Here is a 15,566-nt window from a genome sequence, read left to right as displayed (position 1 = left end):
CACTCGGATGTCTGTCCGAGGACTCAATAAAGTCAAAAGAGAACTTGGTTTTGTATTAATGGCACTTAATATAAGAAAAGTAGTAGCTCAACGAGCTGAAAATAATCAAAAAATTTATAAAAAAGACAATTTCTATATTATTTCAATAGAAATTGTCTTTTTTTCACTTATCCAAGAACTTTATGTCCCGGACTCATTATTTTCTCTAAAAAGAAATTATCACTTGTTAATTATAATATAGTTAATATTTAGCAAGTGAAGTGTGGTTTATCATATGCAAAAATCCCACTACTGTCCAAAGCAAAGTAGGGTTTTTATTTAATATACAAAATACAAAGCATTTCTATATTGACAAAGGATAAAAATCATACTAACTTATGAATATATGAGCATATATTCATAAGTTAGTATGATTTTCTTCGAGTAACAAAACATTAATTGAAATTTTATATTTTTTAACTCTATAGTTATAAAAACAAAAATTCAAATTATAGAAAATATTTTTCATCATTAAAAAGAGGAGGGATTAAATGGAAAACGATCACAATCATAATCATACACATGGCGCGAACAAAAAGACTTTATTAATTAGTTTTATTATTATTACAAGTTACATGATTGTAGAAGGGTTAGGTGGTTTCTTTACTAACAGTCTTGCGTTAATTTCAGATGCTGGTCATATGTTAAGTGATTCTATTTCTTTAGGTATTGCTTTAATTGCATTTACTTTAGGAGCGAAGCAAGCTAATACAAATAAAACTTTTGGCTACAAAAGGTTTGAAATACTAGCAGCTGTACTTAATGGTATTACTTTGATGTTAATAGCTATCTATATTTTTTATGAAGCTATTGAGAGATTTAAAAACCCCCCTGAGGTAGCTTCTACAGGCATGTTAATTATCGCCTTGGTAGGCTTGTTTATTAATATTATTGTGGCTTGGATAATGCTGCGCGGGAGCGATGTAGAAGAAAACTTAAATATGCGTGGAGCATATTTGCATGTAATAAGCGACATGCTTGGATCTATAGGTGCAGTTATAGCAGCCCTTCTCATTATATTTTTTAGATGGGGGTGGGCGGATCCTTTAGCAAGTGTGATTGTAGCAATTTTAGTACTACGTAGCGGCTTTTATGTAACAAAATCAAGTCTTCATGTATTAATGGAGGGAGCACCAAGCAATATAAATACAAAAGACATTATTAAAACTATTAAAAAATTCAAAGAAGTTAAAAATATTCATGACTTTCATGTTTGGTCAGTAACTAGCGGATTAAACGCGTTATCTTGTCATATTGTTGTAGAAGATACAATGACCATTACTGAAAATGAGTTTTTACTTAAACGTATAGAACATGAACTCAATCATCAAAATATTCAACATGTCACAATACAGACTGAAACTTCTAACAATAATCATAGTGAAAAATTGTTTTGTATCGTGAAAGAAGAAGACAGTCAACATCATCATTAAATAAACAGCCATTATTTTTTAATAATGGCTGTTTATTTAATTATTCCAATATATTTAATATATCTTTTTTGTTATTTTCAAATCCCACGTAATATTTAAACAACTTTTTTTTACCCCAAAAAATTTTTTTATAAAAAACAAATAAGGGAACAATTCGGTTGCCTGATATTTTTTTCATTTCTTCTTCTAAGTCCAAATTTTGACTTACATCTTTATGACTATAACTAATCTCTTGAGAGTTTAAATACCTTTTTGATTCTTGGCAATCAGAGCATGTAGGTCTTGTGTAAAGCTCAAGTTGTATATTTTTATCCAAATATATCTCTCCTAATATAAGTTTTAGCATACATTTTATACAAGTGTACCTCTTAAAACAAACTATAAATATTAATTTTTTATATGAAACTTTTGTATTGACTTATACCTACTAGGGGTATAATATAGATTCCAACAAGAGATACCCCGTTAGGGTATATGAGGAGGGGTGAAATTGAACACTACTACTGTTAAAAACAATGACGCATTGCTCAATAGACTCAAAAGATTAGAAGGACAAATGCGCGGTTTACAATCAATGATAGCAGAAGATAGATATTGTATAGATGTACTAGTACAAATAACAGCAATACAATCAGCCCTAAAACAAGTGGGTTTTATAGTAACTGAAGACCATATATCTAATTGTGTAAGTGAAGGTATTAAAAATGGCAACGGAGAAGAAAGTATCAAAGAATTGATGGTTGTATTAAAACAATTTTCAAAATAGGAGGAAAGAAATAATTGAGTGAAAATATTAAAAAAACCTCATTAGGTATCACAGGCATGACATGTGCAGCTTGCTCGAATAAAGTAGAAAAAAATCTAAATAAATTAGATGAAGTTAACGCTAATGTAAATCCTTCTACAGAGAAAGCTACAATTGAATATAACCCCAATGTTACATCATTAGAAGATATTGCAAATACAATTCAAAAAACAGGTTATGGAGTTTTAACCGAAAAAGTGGATCTCGATGTAATGGGAATGACGTGTGCAGCTTGTTCGAATAAAATCGAAAAAGTTTTAAATCGAATCTCAGGTGTAAATAAGGCTACAGTTAATTTAACCACAGAAAGTGCTACTGTAGAATACAACCCTGATATGACGTCTGTAGATGAATTTCAACAACGTATTAAAAACCTAGGGTATGAGGCACAACCTAAAAAAGAAGCATCAGAAAAAAGTTCCCAAAAAGAAAAACAATTAAAACGACAGTTAATTAAATTAGTTGTTTCAGCTGTTTTAGCAGCTCCATTGTTAATGACAATGTTCGTTCATTTATTTGGTATTCAAATACCACATATATTTATGAACCCGTGGTTCCAATTTGTATTAGCAACGCCTGTTCAATTTGTTATTGGTTGGCAATTTTATGTAGGCGCTTATAAAAACCTTCGTAATGGGTCAGCAAATATGGATGTTCTTGTCGCTTTAGGTACAAGCGCAGCCTTCTTTTATAGTATTTATGAATCGATTAAGTGGTTAATTAATACAAATTATGAGCCACACCTATATTTTGAAACAAGTGCTGTATTAATTACTTTAATTCTTTTCGGAAAGTATTTAGAAGCACGTGCTAAAACACAAACAACAAATGCGTTAAGTAAATTGTTGAATTTACAAGCTAAAGAAGCACGTATATTACGCAACGGTGAAGAGACTATGGTTCCTTTAAGTGAGGTAAAAGAAGGAGACTATTTAGTTATCAAACCAGGAGAAAAAATACCAGTAGATGGCAAAATAATTAAAGGTATGACTTCAATTGACGAGTCAATGTTGACAGGTGAATCTATTCCTGTTGAAAAAATGCAAAATGATAATGTTATAGGATCAACAATGAATAAAAATGGAGCAATTACTGTTGAAGCAACAAAAGTTGGTAAAGATACAGCTCTTGCCTCCATTGTTAAAGTTGTCGAAGAAGCGCAAGGTTCTAAAGCGCCAATACAAAGACTAGCAGATATTATTTCTGGATATTTTGTACCTATCGTTGTAGGTATCGCGATTTTCACATTTATTATATGGATTTCATTAGTTCAGCCGGGACAATTTGAACCAGCCTTAGTTGCTGCAATAGCAGTATTAGTTATCGCTTGTCCTTGTGCGTTAGGCTTAGCTACGCCTACTTCTATAATGGTGGGTACCGGAAAAGCTGCTGAAAATGGCATTCTATTTAAAGGTGGAGAACACATTGAAGGTACACACGCTATTAATACAGTTGTTTTAGATAAAACTGGCACTATAACAAATGGCACACCTGAAGTCACTGATTTTAGTGGAGATGATCAAACATTACAATTGTTAGCTAGTGCAGAAAAAGGTTCTGAACACCCACTAGCTGAAGCTATCGTAAGTTATGCTAAAGAAAAATCATTAGAATTTTTAGAAGTAGACCATTTTGAAGCTATACCAGGGCGCGGTATAAATGCAACAATTGATGGTAAAGAACTTTTTGTCGGAAATCGAAAACTAATGAGTGAAAAAGGAATCCAAACTAATGAAGCTGAAACAAATCTCGCTCAATTTGAAAAAGAAGGAAAAACTGCAATGCTTATAAGCGTAGATAACGAATTGAGAGGGGTTGTCGCTGTAGCTGATACAGTTAAAGATACTGCCCAACAAGCTATTCAAAAACTTCATGAATTAGGTATTGAAGTTGCTATGTTAACTGGTGATAACAAACGTACCGCACAAGCAATAGCAAAACAAGTTGGTATAGACACGATTATTGCAGAGGTTTTACCAGAAGAAAAAGCTTCTAAAGTAGCAGAAATTCAATCTGAAGGTAAAAAAGTAGCTATGGTTGGAGATGGTGTCAATGATGCTCCAGCACTAGTTAAAGCAGATATTGGTATTGCCATTGGTACAGGTACAGAAGTTGCAATCGAAGCTGCTGATATAACTATTTTAGGAGGAGACCTTTTATTAATTCCAAAAGCAATAAAAGCAAGTAAATCTACAATTCGTAATATTCGCCAAAATCTATTTTGGGCGTTTGGTTACAATGTTGCAGGTATCCCTATAGCAGCAATTGGTCTGCTAGCACCTTGGGTTGCGGGAGCAGCAATGGCTTTAAGTTCTGTAAGTGTTGTCACAAACGCTTTACGTCTAAAACGTATGAAATTATAAGAATCTTATATTTCTTGAAAGGAGGTGACAACATTGACTAACGAAGTTATTAATGTAGAAGGTATGAGCTGTGACCATTGCAAGCATTCAATTGAAAAAGCATTAAATGGATTAGATGGTGTAACATCTTCAGAAGTAAGCTTGGCGAATGGGAATGTGGAAGTTGAATTTGATGAAAATCAAGTAGCTTTCAACGACTTTAAAGAAGCTATTGAAGATCAAGGTTACGATGTAATTAAATAATTTAAATAGTTGGGCATATCGTTTAATGATATGCCCTTATTAAAAATTAAGGAGGATAAAAATATGAATCATAATCATGAATATCATTCAAACAAACCCGAAATTAAAGCAAATGTTGTATATAGAGATGGTAATATAGAAATTACGTTAGAAGATGAATTTAATAATGCCCCATTATTAGATACTATGCATGAAAAAGAAATGCATTTCGTTTTAGTATCTAATGACATGGAGAAATATTACCACCTACACCCTCAAAAAAAGCATGAAGGTTTATTTATAATTAACCAACAATTAGAGCCAGGAACTTACCAGGCTTTTGTTGATGTTACACCAAAAAACCATGTGTATTCCGTTCATCCTATTGAACTGCAAATTGGAGATAAAATAACCTCTACAACATCTTTAAATTCTGATAAAAATTGGGTAAAAGTTAACAAAGGAGTTCATGTAACTTTAAATTCTATAAGTGCTAAAGAAGATGAACATGTCCCTTTAACTTTCAATACAGAATTAACTCCCCAACCTTATTTAGGAGCTTTAGGACATGTGATTATATTTGATGAGCAATTAACTGATTATATTCATGTTCACCCAGAATCACCTGATTCTACAACCTTTTATGCTCATTTTCCTAAAAAAGGGATGTATAAAATTTGGGCAGAATTTAAATTTAATGATGAAGTGCATAGATTTACTTATAATATTAAAGTTGCATAAATCTATTAGCAAAAGCTTAAAAATCAGTAAATTGTAAAGAGTTATTTAGATAATACAAAACGCTTTATAAAAAATCGAAAATTTAAGATAGAAAGTTGATGAAGAAAGTATCAAAAAATTGTAGTGGTTGTTTATATTGCAACATTCACTGAATTTTTATAGTTAATAACCTATTATTTAAGGAGTAATTTATTGATTAAGTTTGAATATTTTGAGGAGAAAGATTTTGATTTATTAATAAACTGGATAAACTCTCCTGAACTTTTAGTCAAATGGGCAGGTACAGATTTTAATTATCCCCTAGATGAAGAACAATTAAAGGAATATATTAAAGACACAAATAAAGAAAATTCTAGTAAAATAATTTATAAAGTTATCATTGAAGAAAATAATTCAAAAAAAATTATAGGTCATATTGCTTTAAATAATATAGATTTTAAAAATTGTTCCGCCACGTTAAGTAAAGTTTTAGTAGGTGATCCGCAAATGCGTGGCCAAGGATTAGGCCCTAAAATAATAAAGAAATTATTGAAAAAGGCTTTTGAAGATTTGGGACTACACAGAATTGAATTAGGTGTTTTTGCCTTTAATAAATCAGCTATTAAAAGTTACAAAAAGATTGGATTTATAAAAGAAGGAGAAAAAAGAGACTTTAGAAAATTAAATGGAGAATATTATAATTTATGGCAAATGAGTATGTTAGAAAGCGAATGGTCTTGAATAATTTTAAACAAAAATAGTCCTCTTATTTTAATAAGAGGACTATTTTTGTTTATTTAGAGCGTACTCTAGTCATTTATTTTGTAAACCTTCCATATATAAGAACCAAAATAGTATAAATAAATATTATTAAAAACATAGTCGTGAACATAGACTGAATAAAACAAATAATAATATGATATACAACAGTAGGAGTGGACCCTAATATTTCTACAGACGTATTATTCAGTTTAAATATTAAATAATCGAAGAGAAATGAACTTCCTATTATAGATACGAGTCCAATGATAGGTAAAGTAAGAAATAATAATTTTCCCTTTTCGTAGTTTCTATATAATGCTAGAAATCTATCCTCATCTTTGTACATATGATCCAATAGAATTTTAGCAATTTTATAAGAAACTGGCACAGCTATAATTATTAATATAAAAATTGCAAATGGATTGGAAAAACTTAAAAAATATGTAATATAAATTGAAATCAAGGGAATTGTCGATAAAAAGCATATATCTAATATAAGTTTTTTGTCTTCCCTTCCATTACTTTTCTTTTCAAGAAATTCTATATCTTTTTGATACTCTTCGTTGTTTTGAATGTTTTTTAAATATGATTTAACCTTTTTCATTTAATACTCCCATCTTGTCTTTGTATTCAACTAATTAGCCTTAATGTTAGCAATTTTATAGTATCAAAGAAAATCAATAATTCTAATTATAGAATTGCACTTACTTTTCTTATATTTTTGCATTCATCTACACTTGGTGATATACTGAATTTAACAAATAGTGTACTAGCATGATAAACACCGAGCCCGATAACTACTGCGAATAGTTATCGGGCTCTTTTGGTGTATTAGCTATATGTCGTCGCTAAATTACTTCTCACGATTATTCAGCCAATGAGAAAATAATGTGAGTATAACTCCTACTACGATAGGAGCTATAATAGTTACAAATAGTGTACTGAACATGATGTCACCTCCTTCCATGCTAAATACAGCACAGAAGTGAACGACGACCTTTGTATTATACCATTTCTAATAATTGAGTTACAGATGACTTCCGATAAGTGAACTTATGTCAAAAGTATTATCTATTAAAAAACAAATTACCTTTATTATTAAGTCTACTTAGTCATAATCAAAGTCATATTAGCGTACATAATTAAGTCGAATTATGATTTTTAGAAAGCGCGTATTGGTCACTTGTATGATTTATCATACTGCTTATAAAGTATAAATAAATGAAAAATGTCTTACTCATGTTTGATAAATTCTTGTGATATTTTTTATATTAAACACTTACATTTTTGCTATAAAAATATTTTTGTACTCATCACTTTTTGAATAAAGTATCTCAAACATATCCCTAAATGATTCATTATAATGAACATAAAATAAAAGTAATAAGAAATTATTTAGGCCTTATTATTCAAAAACAAATTATAAAAACATCCAAATCTAAACAGAAATATGGTCAAAAAGAGCTAAAACAAAATACAAAATGAGGTACAAAAGGACGCATTTGTTACATCAATATTTGATCAATCAAACCTAAAAATTAAAATAAGATCACACTTAAGTGGTCTTATTTTTTATACGAAAAAAGTCCAAAAAAACAGACTCTATGGAGTCTCGATATCAAAAAAATCAGACTCTCGAGAGTCTAAAAAATTTTAAAGCCCGTCAAATCAACGTTAAGTAGAGTATTCTGACAATTAAAAGTGGTCTTGTAACAATTGTAAAGAGTCTGCAATAAAATGTGATATCACCCTCTTTAGTCAAATGCCTAAGAATGCTTATAATCACCTTTATATAAAGCTTTTAAGCTATATATGGTGAATAATTGAGCAGAACGAATAAAAGGTAAATCTTTCAGCTATGCTGAATACCACCAAAGGTGGTACTGGATTTCCTTATGCTCATACTTGAGACTCCGAAAACAGACTCTACTTTTTGTAATATTTCCAAAAGTAAAACGTACTTGGAGACAAAAGAGGCTATTCTTTTCTTCATTTTTTTACTTTAAGTTCTTATTTTTATTTTCAAAATGAGTATTGTTAGTAAAATGATTGGAGATAAAAAAAGAGAAAACTAAGTAAATATCTTTACTTAGTTTAGGATAGAAAAGTTCAAATTTAAAATTTTATTCGGTCCGTTTCTTGAACATTAACGACTTATTTTTTACCTATATTGAATCCACATTTTGATTTTTTTGAACGATAAATGCGACCATTTATTTCCGTTCATTAACAAAATAAATAGCAAAAACGATTTTACTAAGTCACTTTTATAACTACAAAGGATTGATAAAAAATATAAACACGGTTAACACTTTTACATTTTTAAAAGTTAAAACAACACTAAATGATTATTTGTTTTTCATTTTATGCGACATGTTTGAGCCATTATTAAACGAAGAATACTCGTTTATAGAAAAAAATAGGACTAAAACGTTTCTGTTTTAGTCCCACCTACTTGCTTAACTACAGTTCATTTTCAGATTTACTTAATTGCCATTGAAGATAAAGTTCGACTGCAGTTAACAGAACATTAATCATTGCCAAAGTAACCTTAATCTTTTTCTTATTACGCATAAGAGTTCCTCCTTTCTTTAATAGCAGCATGCTATGTTGTGAAATTGTGACATTGTATTGATGTTATTTTGTTATCTCCTCCTTTACCTTTCGTTTGGTCTAGGTGGTTGCTTTAGCAACCACTTGATTAATAAAAAAAGAGAACATCTATTTAAAGATGCTCTCTAAATAAATCATTATTAATTAAATAAAGAAGTGATGGGTAAATGATCACGTCGTTTATTAAGCGTATGCATTTCAGCGAATTCAGACTTAAGAGATTTCATTAAGTATCCTTGCATTGATACAACGGTTTCATTTTTTTGAATAAGCATAGCTTTGAAACGTTTAAGAACATGAAGTATTTCTATTTCCATATCTTCTAACAAGTAGTAGCTATCAATCGCATTGTTGAAAGATGTTTTGGCTTTTAATAATACAGTTTTGATAATTTTAATTTCAGCTACTTCAAAGTTACTTAGATAGTTTTGAATACTTTGCGGTAGTTCTTCGAGTAATTGAAATTTTAAAGCCTCATTATTAAAGTTTGAATTGTCGTGATTTGAATGATTTGTATGATTACTAGGAAAAGTTAGTTTATTATCATTCAAATCATCCGTATCATTATTCTCAGTCTTAATATAATCAGTATCATTATAATCAGTATCATTAGGGTCTAAAATTTGGGATTCTGGACTCCCAAATTTTGAGAATCTGGAGTCCCAAAATTCGGGATTCTGGAGTCCCAAAATTTGGGAGTCCTTGTCATTATAGGTTATAGATGAGGATTGAATACTTTTTTCTACATTAATATTAGTTTCTATATCATGCAAATATAATTTATTAGGTTTATTAAATCCTGTACGTATTTGTTCAAGTAACCCTACTGCTTGAAGTTCTTTTTTAATTTTAGTAATTGTATTCTTGCTTTTATCTAATATATTCTGGAGACTTTCATTTGTAAAAATGAAATATATATCCCCATTATCATCGACCCAATTATTTTTAATCGACAAGCTAACTCTATCGTTGAGAATTGCATAAGTAACTTTGGCACTATCACTTAATTTTTTATATTTTTCATTAACAAATAATGCTTTATGTAGCATATAAAAGTTTTGATTTGCTTGATTTTTAATATTTTTACGAGACATAATAAAAAACCTCTTTCCAATTAAATTTGAATAGAGGTAATAAAACATTACAAATCCACATAACTTTTTGACTTGCAAACTGTAGATATTGTTGTATATAATACATATATCAAATTAAATAGCTAACGTATTGTAACGTTTTATTACCCAGTCCCAACTATTACCAGTAGTTGGGACTAAAACGTATTATGGACATTATATCATTAAAAAAGAACATATAAAAGATATTATAATCCCACTAAAAACCTTTTATAAACACTTGATAAGATTATTATCAAATGTTTATAAAAGGTTTTTTAAGAATACTTAAGATCCCTTTATAAAAGTATTTATGATAAAATTTATTTATAAAGGGTTGATAAAGTATTTATAAAGGGTTGAAGATATGAAGAGCGTTAAAGAAATAAGTGAAGAATTGGAAGTTAGTAAACAGACTGTATTTAATAATATAAAAAGATTGAATATAGAAACAGTGAAACAGGATAATACTTCATTCATTAAAAATGATGTTGATGTAGAAAAAATCATTCAAAGAGTAATCAGAAATAAAAAGAAATATGGCTTTGAAAGTGCTAATGTAAGTTCAGAGAAAGTTAAAACAGATAATAAAAAAAACGAATCTAAATATGATGTTCAAATAATTGAACTACTCGAAAAGCAAATAGATACTTTAAATAAACAACTTGAAAAACAAGAAAAACGTCATGAAACGACAATAGAATTTTATAGAAAAGAATTACAAGAAAGGTCGAAATTACTTGAAAACCAACAAGTATTAGCATTAGAAAGTAACAAAAAAATACAAAGGTTGGAGTCTGAGTTAGAAGAAGAAAGGCAACTCAATTATTCTGCTAATAAGAGGCAGGACATTGAAGTTCAAGAAACAATGGAAAATATGGATTCTATAAATAATGACTCAGATAGTCAAAAAGAAAAAATGGTTTCCCATTTTAGGGATGAAAGTAAAGATAAACATGAGGATAAGCAACAAGATAGTGAACTGCAACAAGGTAATAAAATAGATGGTGAGCAGAAAGAGGATATCAGAAACGAAAATCATTCTAAAAAAAGTTTTTGGAGTAAACTGTTTGGTAATTAAAAATGACTATAAAAGGTGTATCAAGAGTTTATAAACCCTTGATACACCTTTTATAGTGATGGAACTTCTGATAATCATCAGTTATGTTAAACTCTAACAAAAACTAAATTATCAGAAGAATTATCTAGGGTATTAAACATAGGTAAATCAATTTTCTATCGCCAATAGTATAAACATCATCCATATTAATCTGAAGATAGCTACATAATTCTTTAACAGCATAGCCTTTATTTGTATAAGGCGCCATAAACTCTATTAAATATGGTTTGTTTTGAGGTTTCTATGTTTAATCATTTAATTTTTCATTATATAAATCGAATAATTATAAAAAGTCATCATACTTTTTATTTTTTAAAAATATTTGAAAATTTAATAGTAATCCAATTATAAGATCAAATATCATTATCATTATAATCAAGGCAACTATAATCACTGTGACACTCGTTACATAACAAGCTAGTAATCTCCAGATAAAATTGACATTTTCACCAATTCCATAACTTAACATATTACAAAGTAGTAAAAGAATAATAATACCTATACTGTAAATTAAAATTGTCAGTGTATATTTTTTAATAACTCTATTAGGAAACAATAGTTCATCTATTAGGTTCTTTTTCACCAGTATCTCTCGTTCAATTCTATCTTTGTCACAGATTTTGATTTTACTATTTTTTATTTTTTCCTCTAATAAAATAACCTCGAACGATCTGCTAATTTTTAATAAATATGCAGGAAAAGCTAATGTTAAGCATAATGTAATTAATTCATTTACATTGTTCATGTAACTTATAAAATAGATGAAAGTTGCTACTAGTGCTCCTAAAAATATAGTTATATTAAGTTCTACATCAAATATTTTAAAAATATCTGCTCTATTCATCAGTTAATCATCCTTTCAAGGTTTATTAATACTAATAAATTATTAGATATAGGTATATCATATTATTAATTTAAGAAATTGTCTTTTATAATTTTACTTAATAATAAAAAAGTAGAACCATTTAAAATTAATGGTTCTACTTTTTAACTATTACTAATTTTAAAAATAAACTAATCTACAATATCTAAAAATATATGTTTAGTACTATTTTTGTTTAGTTATATCAAGTGATTTGGGAATTAACAAATAGACAACTATTGAAATGATAATCATGATAATCCCACCTACTAAAGCAGTTGCTACAAAAGCATCATTAAATGATGTTACAGCCTCGTTTGCAAGCTGTTTTATCCCCGTAGCTTTAGCTACTTCGACAGCGCCCACTACAGATTCTTCAGCTACATGAGCTAAATCTCCAACTATACCTTTTGATGAAAAAGATGAAATATCTAAAAATACACGATAAAGCATAGAAGATAGGCTACCAAGTACTGCTACACCAAAAACATTTCCAAGGTCATACATAGACTCTTCAACAGCAGCTGCATTACCTGCTTTTGATGTAGGTGTTTCTAACATTATTAGAGCAGATGCAACTGCTAGTGAAGCCGTACCAGCTCCAACTAAAATTAATGCTAAAGCCATTGTAGAATATGATAATGGATGACCAAAGAAATACATAATAAACATGCCAATGGCTGCAATTCCAATTCCGGAAGGTAACACTATTTTCGGTCCAAATCGCGCCGCTAATCCGGGTGCAATTGGTGCAAACACCATATCTCCTATTGCCATAGGTAATAGGTATAAGCCAGCTTTAAAAGGAGAAAGTTCTTCCACAACCTGTAACCATTGTGAAGCTAATAACAAAACAGATGTCATTGCAAACATTGTCATAAATGCAGCAATTGTACCAGCTGAAAATGATCTCTTTTTAAAAAGTCTTACGTCTAACATTGGATCAGAACTTGATAAATTACGTTTAACAAATATCACTATCATGGTAATTGCTAATACTATTACAACCCATGGAATAATATCTGCTAGTCCTTCTTTTGAAAATTCTTTGATACTCCATACCAGTCCAATCATGCCTGCAATTGATAAAATTGTAGAAGGAATATCCCACGAGTGAGACTTTTCTTTTGATAACTTAGACTCTGGTAATAAAAATAAACCTGCTACAACTGCTATTATCACAAACGGTACATTAATTAAAAATGCCGAGTGCCATGAAAATTGCTCAAGTAAAGCTCCTCCGATAATTGGTCCAAAAACAGCACCTATCGATGAAACGATTGACCATACAGCTAATGCAGTGGCCCTTTCTTTAGGGTTTTCAAAAATTACTCTTATCATTGAAAGAGTAGTTGGCATTATTAAAGCACCTGCAATACCAAGTAAAAATCGAATAGCTATTACGAACTCTGCACTTTCTGCGAAAAATATAGCTAATGAAACGAGGCCAAATAAAGCAAATCCAGTTAATAATGCTTTTTTTCTTCCCCATTTATCAGCAAAGGCACTCAATGGAATTATAAAGCCAGCTAAAACAAGAGAGTATATATCAACTATCCATAACTGTTGGGTACCAGAAGGCTCTAACTCTCTTACTAATTCCGGTAAAGCCATAATTAATATTGTCATATCCATTGTAACAACAAACAAACTAACAGCTAATACTACTAGTGCAGTCCATCTTTTTTTTGATGTCATCATATCAGTAGTTTTTGTAAAAAATGAAATCATTTAAGTTCCCTCCAATCCTTATAGACCGTTCGACCGGTCTATAAGGATTATAATCTATTTTTTTACATATTACAACAAAAAATCTTGCGAAATTTAAATGGCTGTATTGTGTTATACAATTATTCTTTGAATTTTTTGTGCTATCATTGATAGTACTTAATACTCATTAAAGGCGTGATGAACTTGAAAGATAAAATACTAGGTGTCGCAAAGGAATTATTTATAAAAAATGGATATAATGCCACTACTACTGGAGAAATTGTTAAATTATCAGAAAGTAGTAAAGGGAATCTTTATTATCACTTTAAAACAAAAGAAAATCTATTTTTAGAAATTTTAAATATAGAAGAATCTAAATGGCAAGAACAGTGGAAAAAGGAACAAATCAAATGTAAAACTAATAGAGAAAAATTTTATTTATATAATGAACTATCTTTAACAACCGAATACTATTATCCACTTCAAAACGCAATAATTGAATTTTGCACTGAATATTATAAAACTAATAGCATTAATGAAAAAATGAATAAATTAGAAAACAAATATATAGATGCTTATCATGTAATTTTTAAGGAGGGTAATTTAAATGGCGAATGGTGTATTAATGATGTTAATGCTGTTAGTAAAATAGCAGCAAACGCTGTTAATGGAATTGTTACCTTTACACATGAACAAAATATTAATGAAAGAATTAAACTTATGAACAAGTTCTCTCAAATTTTTTTAAATGGACTTAGTAAATAATTATATATATATTCTTGAAATACCAATAAATATTATTTCTAAATTACGTTCATTATTGATAAAAAATTTAAATAGTATTACTACACAAAAAGAGAGTGCGAATTCGCACTCTCTTTTTTCTTGTATAATTATTAAAAGATCATTTCAATAATATAATATGAGTTTTGAGACTCTGTGAGAGCCTCTTATTTGCATTGACGACCCATTTATCAAGATGATCCCTTATCATGCTTAATTCTATAAACTGTCTGTCTTGTGATATTAACTTCTTTCGCAATCTTACTAATTGCTTTCCCTTCTTCTAACATTTCCACCACGCGATGATAAATAATACGTTTCTGTGGGTCTTTGGCATTTGGTGAATAAAGTAAGGGGCGCCCTTTATATACGCCTTTTTCCTTCGCAACTTGAATTCCTTGCGCTTGTCGACGTTTACTTTCATTTCTCTCTTGTTCTGAAACCATTGCTAAAATTTGAACGATTAAATCTTTCATAAACTTATCCAGTAATGGATTGCCAATCACTTCATTCATCATAGGTAAGCTGGTAATCATTAACTGAACGTCTTTCTCTTTTAAATAACTCACAGTTTCAATAATTTCATCATAATCACGTCCCAAACGATCAATAGATTCCACAACGAATCGATCTCCCATTCTGACAAAATTGAGTGCTTCTTGAAATACAGGTCTATTTTCCACTGACTTTCCCGACTGTTTCTCTGTAAAGATTTTCTCCACACCAAACGTCTTTAAATTATCCAATTGTCTTTCTAAATTTTGATCTATCGATGATACTCTCGCATAACCTATAATCATTCATCTTCACTCCATAATTAATATACACCCTAATCATACGTTCTAATTGCGATAATTTCAACAACTTATTTTGTATGATTAGGGTGTATCCTGTCTAACTTTTATCTTTCTTAAAACTCAGTAATATTTTTTATTTATCTTTATTTTCTTGGTTATTTAACTTATTGAGATAACGATAGATTGTTGTACGTGAAACTTTCCATTGCTCTGCAATAGTTTTAA

16 protein-coding genes and 2 pseudogenes are annotated in these 15,566 nt (G+C 29.6%); 9 read left to right on the top strand and 9 right to left on the bottom strand.

All coding sequences use genetic code 11. The annotated features are described in order from the left end of the window. Positions 1 to 209, top strand: a pseudogene (locus BDW31_RS11775) (IS5/IS1182 family transposase); the annotation flags it as partial. A 321-nt stretch (positions 210 to 530) separates the two neighbouring features. After that, positions 531 to 1,472, top strand: coding sequence for a cation diffusion facilitator family transporter (locus tag BDW31_RS11770; protein WP_001831389.1), 942 nt, complete (start codon positions 531 to 533; stop codon positions 1,470 to 1,472). Between the two features lie 40 nt (positions 1,473 to 1,512). Here BDW31_RS11770 and BDW31_RS11765 read toward each other — a convergent pair whose 3' ends face one another. Next, positions 1,513 to 1,788, bottom strand: coding sequence for a glutaredoxin family protein (locus BDW31_RS11765; RefSeq protein ID WP_001831374.1), 276 nt, complete (start codon positions 1,786 to 1,788; stop codon positions 1,513 to 1,515). A 174-nt stretch (positions 1,789 to 1,962) separates the two neighbouring features. On the opposite strand from BDW31_RS11765, the gene BDW31_RS11760 reads away from it, so the two are divergent. From BDW31_RS11760 to BDW31_RS11740, 5 genes are all read left to right on the top strand, one after another. Further along, entirely contained in the window at positions 1,963 to 2,238 is a 276-nt protein-coding gene (locus tag BDW31_RS11760) for a metal-sensing transcriptional repressor (RefSeq protein ID WP_001831396.1), read from the top strand. Positions 2,239 to 2,252: 14 nt separating this feature from the next. After that, on the top strand, positions 2,253 to 4,640 hold the full coding sequence (locus tag BDW31_RS11755; RefSeq protein WP_001832797.1) for a heavy metal translocating P-type ATPase: 2,388 nt from the start codon (positions 2,253 to 2,255) through the stop codon (positions 4,638 to 4,640). A gap of 33 nt (positions 4,641 to 4,673) precedes the next feature. Further along, complete coding sequence (copZ, locus tag BDW31_RS11750; RefSeq protein ID WP_001831373.1) at positions 4,674 to 4,883, top strand: copper chaperone CopZ; 210 nt, start codon at positions 4,674 to 4,676, stop codon at positions 4,881 to 4,883. 63 nt (positions 4,884 to 4,946) lie between these two features. Beyond that, complete coding sequence (locus BDW31_RS11745) at positions 4,947 to 5,603, top strand: hypothetical protein (protein WP_001831384.1); 657 nt, start codon at positions 4,947 to 4,949, stop codon at positions 5,601 to 5,603. Between the two features lie 192 nt (positions 5,604 to 5,795). After that, positions 5,796 to 6,323 carry a GNAT family N-acetyltransferase gene (locus BDW31_RS11740; protein ID WP_001831394.1) on the top strand — a complete coding sequence of 176 codons (528 nt, stop codon included), beginning with the start codon at positions 5,796 to 5,798 and terminating at the stop codon, positions 6,321 to 6,323. Positions 6,324 to 6,399: 76 nt separating this feature from the next. Here BDW31_RS11740 and BDW31_RS11735 read toward each other — a convergent pair whose 3' ends face one another. The 3 genes from BDW31_RS11735 to BDW31_RS11725 all read right to left on the bottom strand — a co-directional run bounded on the left by BDW31_RS11735 (position 6,400) and on the right by BDW31_RS11725 (position 10,051). Continuing rightward, a complete protein-coding gene (locus BDW31_RS11735; protein ID WP_002441962.1) occupies positions 6,400 to 6,948 on the bottom strand; it encodes a hypothetical protein in 549 nt (182 codons plus the stop codon). Positions 6,949 to 7,197: 249 nt separating this feature from the next. Beyond that, the gene (locus BDW31_RS11730; RefSeq protein WP_000493115.1) at positions 7,198 to 7,293 is read right to left on the bottom strand and encodes a type I toxin-antitoxin system Fst family toxin; all 96 of its coding nucleotides are present in this window, start codon (positions 7,291 to 7,293) and stop codon (positions 7,198 to 7,200) included. Between the two features lie 1,804 nt (positions 7,294 to 9,097). Further along, positions 9,098 to 10,051 (bottom strand): replication initiator protein A, encoded by a 954-nt coding sequence (locus tag BDW31_RS11725; RefSeq protein ID WP_002500634.1) that lies wholly within the window; start codon positions 10,049 to 10,051, stop codon positions 9,098 to 9,100. A gap of 385 nt (positions 10,052 to 10,436) precedes the next feature. Here BDW31_RS11725 and BDW31_RS11720 point away from each other — a divergent pair, with 385 nt between their 5' ends. Next, positions 10,437 to 11,150 (top strand): DUF536 domain-containing protein, encoded by a 714-nt coding sequence (locus tag BDW31_RS11720; protein WP_002500633.1) that lies wholly within the window; start codon positions 10,437 to 10,439, stop codon positions 11,148 to 11,150. A 124-nt stretch (positions 11,151 to 11,274) separates the two neighbouring features. Here the strand turns inward: BDW31_RS11720 and BDW31_RS12965 are convergent. From BDW31_RS12965 to qac, 3 genes and pseudogenes are all read right to left on the bottom strand, one after another. Beyond that, positions 11,275 to 11,409: pseudogene (locus BDW31_RS12965) on the bottom strand (HAD hydrolase family protein); the annotation flags it as partial. 63 nt (positions 11,410 to 11,472) lie between these two features. Then, positions 11,473 to 12,033 (bottom strand): hypothetical protein, encoded by a 561-nt coding sequence (locus BDW31_RS11710; RefSeq protein ID WP_001077893.1) that lies wholly within the window; start codon positions 12,031 to 12,033, stop codon positions 11,473 to 11,475. A gap of 204 nt (positions 12,034 to 12,237) precedes the next feature. Beyond that, on the bottom strand, positions 12,238 to 13,782 hold the full coding sequence (gene qac, locus BDW31_RS11705) for a QacA/B family quaternary ammonium compound efflux MFS transporter (protein ID WP_002449598.1): 1,545 nt from the start codon (positions 13,780 to 13,782) through the stop codon (positions 12,238 to 12,240). 177 nt (positions 13,783 to 13,959) lie between these two features. Between qac and qacR the strand changes: the two genes are divergently transcribed. Continuing rightward, positions 13,960 to 14,526, top strand: coding sequence for a multidrug-binding transcriptional regulator QacR (gene qacR / locus BDW31_RS11700; RefSeq protein ID WP_001832666.1), 567 nt, complete (start codon positions 13,960 to 13,962; stop codon positions 14,524 to 14,526). A gap of 209 nt (positions 14,527 to 14,735) precedes the next feature. Here qacR and BDW31_RS11695 read toward each other — a convergent pair whose 3' ends face one another. Together BDW31_RS11695 and BDW31_RS11690 are read right to left on the bottom strand one after the other, a co-directional pair. Beyond that, entirely contained in the window at positions 14,736 to 15,344 is a 609-nt protein-coding gene (locus BDW31_RS11695) for a recombinase family protein (protein ID WP_000583527.1), read from the bottom strand. Positions 15,345 to 15,474: 130 nt separating this feature from the next. After that, positions 15,475 to 15,566, bottom strand: a 92-nt coding sequence (locus BDW31_RS11690; RefSeq protein WP_142641283.1) for a helix-turn-helix domain-containing protein, incomplete at its 5' end; no start/stop codon positions are given.

The organism is Staphylococcus sp. AtHG25 (genome assembly GCF_003217445.1).
In the GTDB taxonomy this organism is placed as follows: domain Bacteria; phylum Bacillota; class Bacilli; order Staphylococcales; family Staphylococcaceae; genus Staphylococcus; species Staphylococcus haemolyticus.
This window is presented reverse-complemented; position numbering and strand designations above follow the sequence as displayed.

Coding starts and splice junctions, on each gene's coding strand:
- BDW31_RS11770 (WP_001831389.1), top strand. CDS start 531: ATGGAAAACGATCACAATCATAATCATACACATGGCGCGAACAAAAAG.
- BDW31_RS11745 (WP_001831384.1), top strand. CDS start 4,947: ATGAATCATAATCATGAATATCATTCAAACAAACCCGAAATTAAAGCA.
- BDW31_RS11735 (WP_002441962.1), bottom strand. CDS start 6,948: ATGAAAAAGGTTAAATCATATTTAAAAAACATTCAAAACAACGAAGAG.
- BDW31_RS11730 (WP_000493115.1), bottom strand. CDS start 7,293: ATGTTCAGTACACTATTTGTAACTATTATAGCTCCTATCGTAGTAGGA.
- BDW31_RS11725 (WP_002500634.1), bottom strand. CDS start 10,051: ATGTCTCGTAAAAATATTAAAAATCAAGCAAATCAAAACTTTTATATG.
- BDW31_RS11720 (WP_002500633.1), top strand. CDS start 10,437: ATGAAGAGCGTTAAAGAAATAAGTGAAGAATTGGAAGTTAGTAAACAG.
- BDW31_RS11710 (WP_001077893.1), bottom strand. CDS start 12,033: ATGAATAGAGCAGATATTTTTAAAATATTTGATGTAGAACTTAATATA.
- qac (WP_002449598.1), bottom strand. CDS start 13,782: ATGATTTCATTTTTTACAAAAACTACTGATATGATGACATCAAAAAAA.
- qacR (WP_001832666.1), top strand. CDS start 13,960: ATGAACTTGAAAGATAAAATACTAGGTGTCGCAAAGGAATTATTTATA.
- BDW31_RS11695 (WP_000583527.1), bottom strand. CDS start 15,344: ATGATTATAGGTTATGCGAGAGTATCATCGATAGATCAAAATTTAGAA.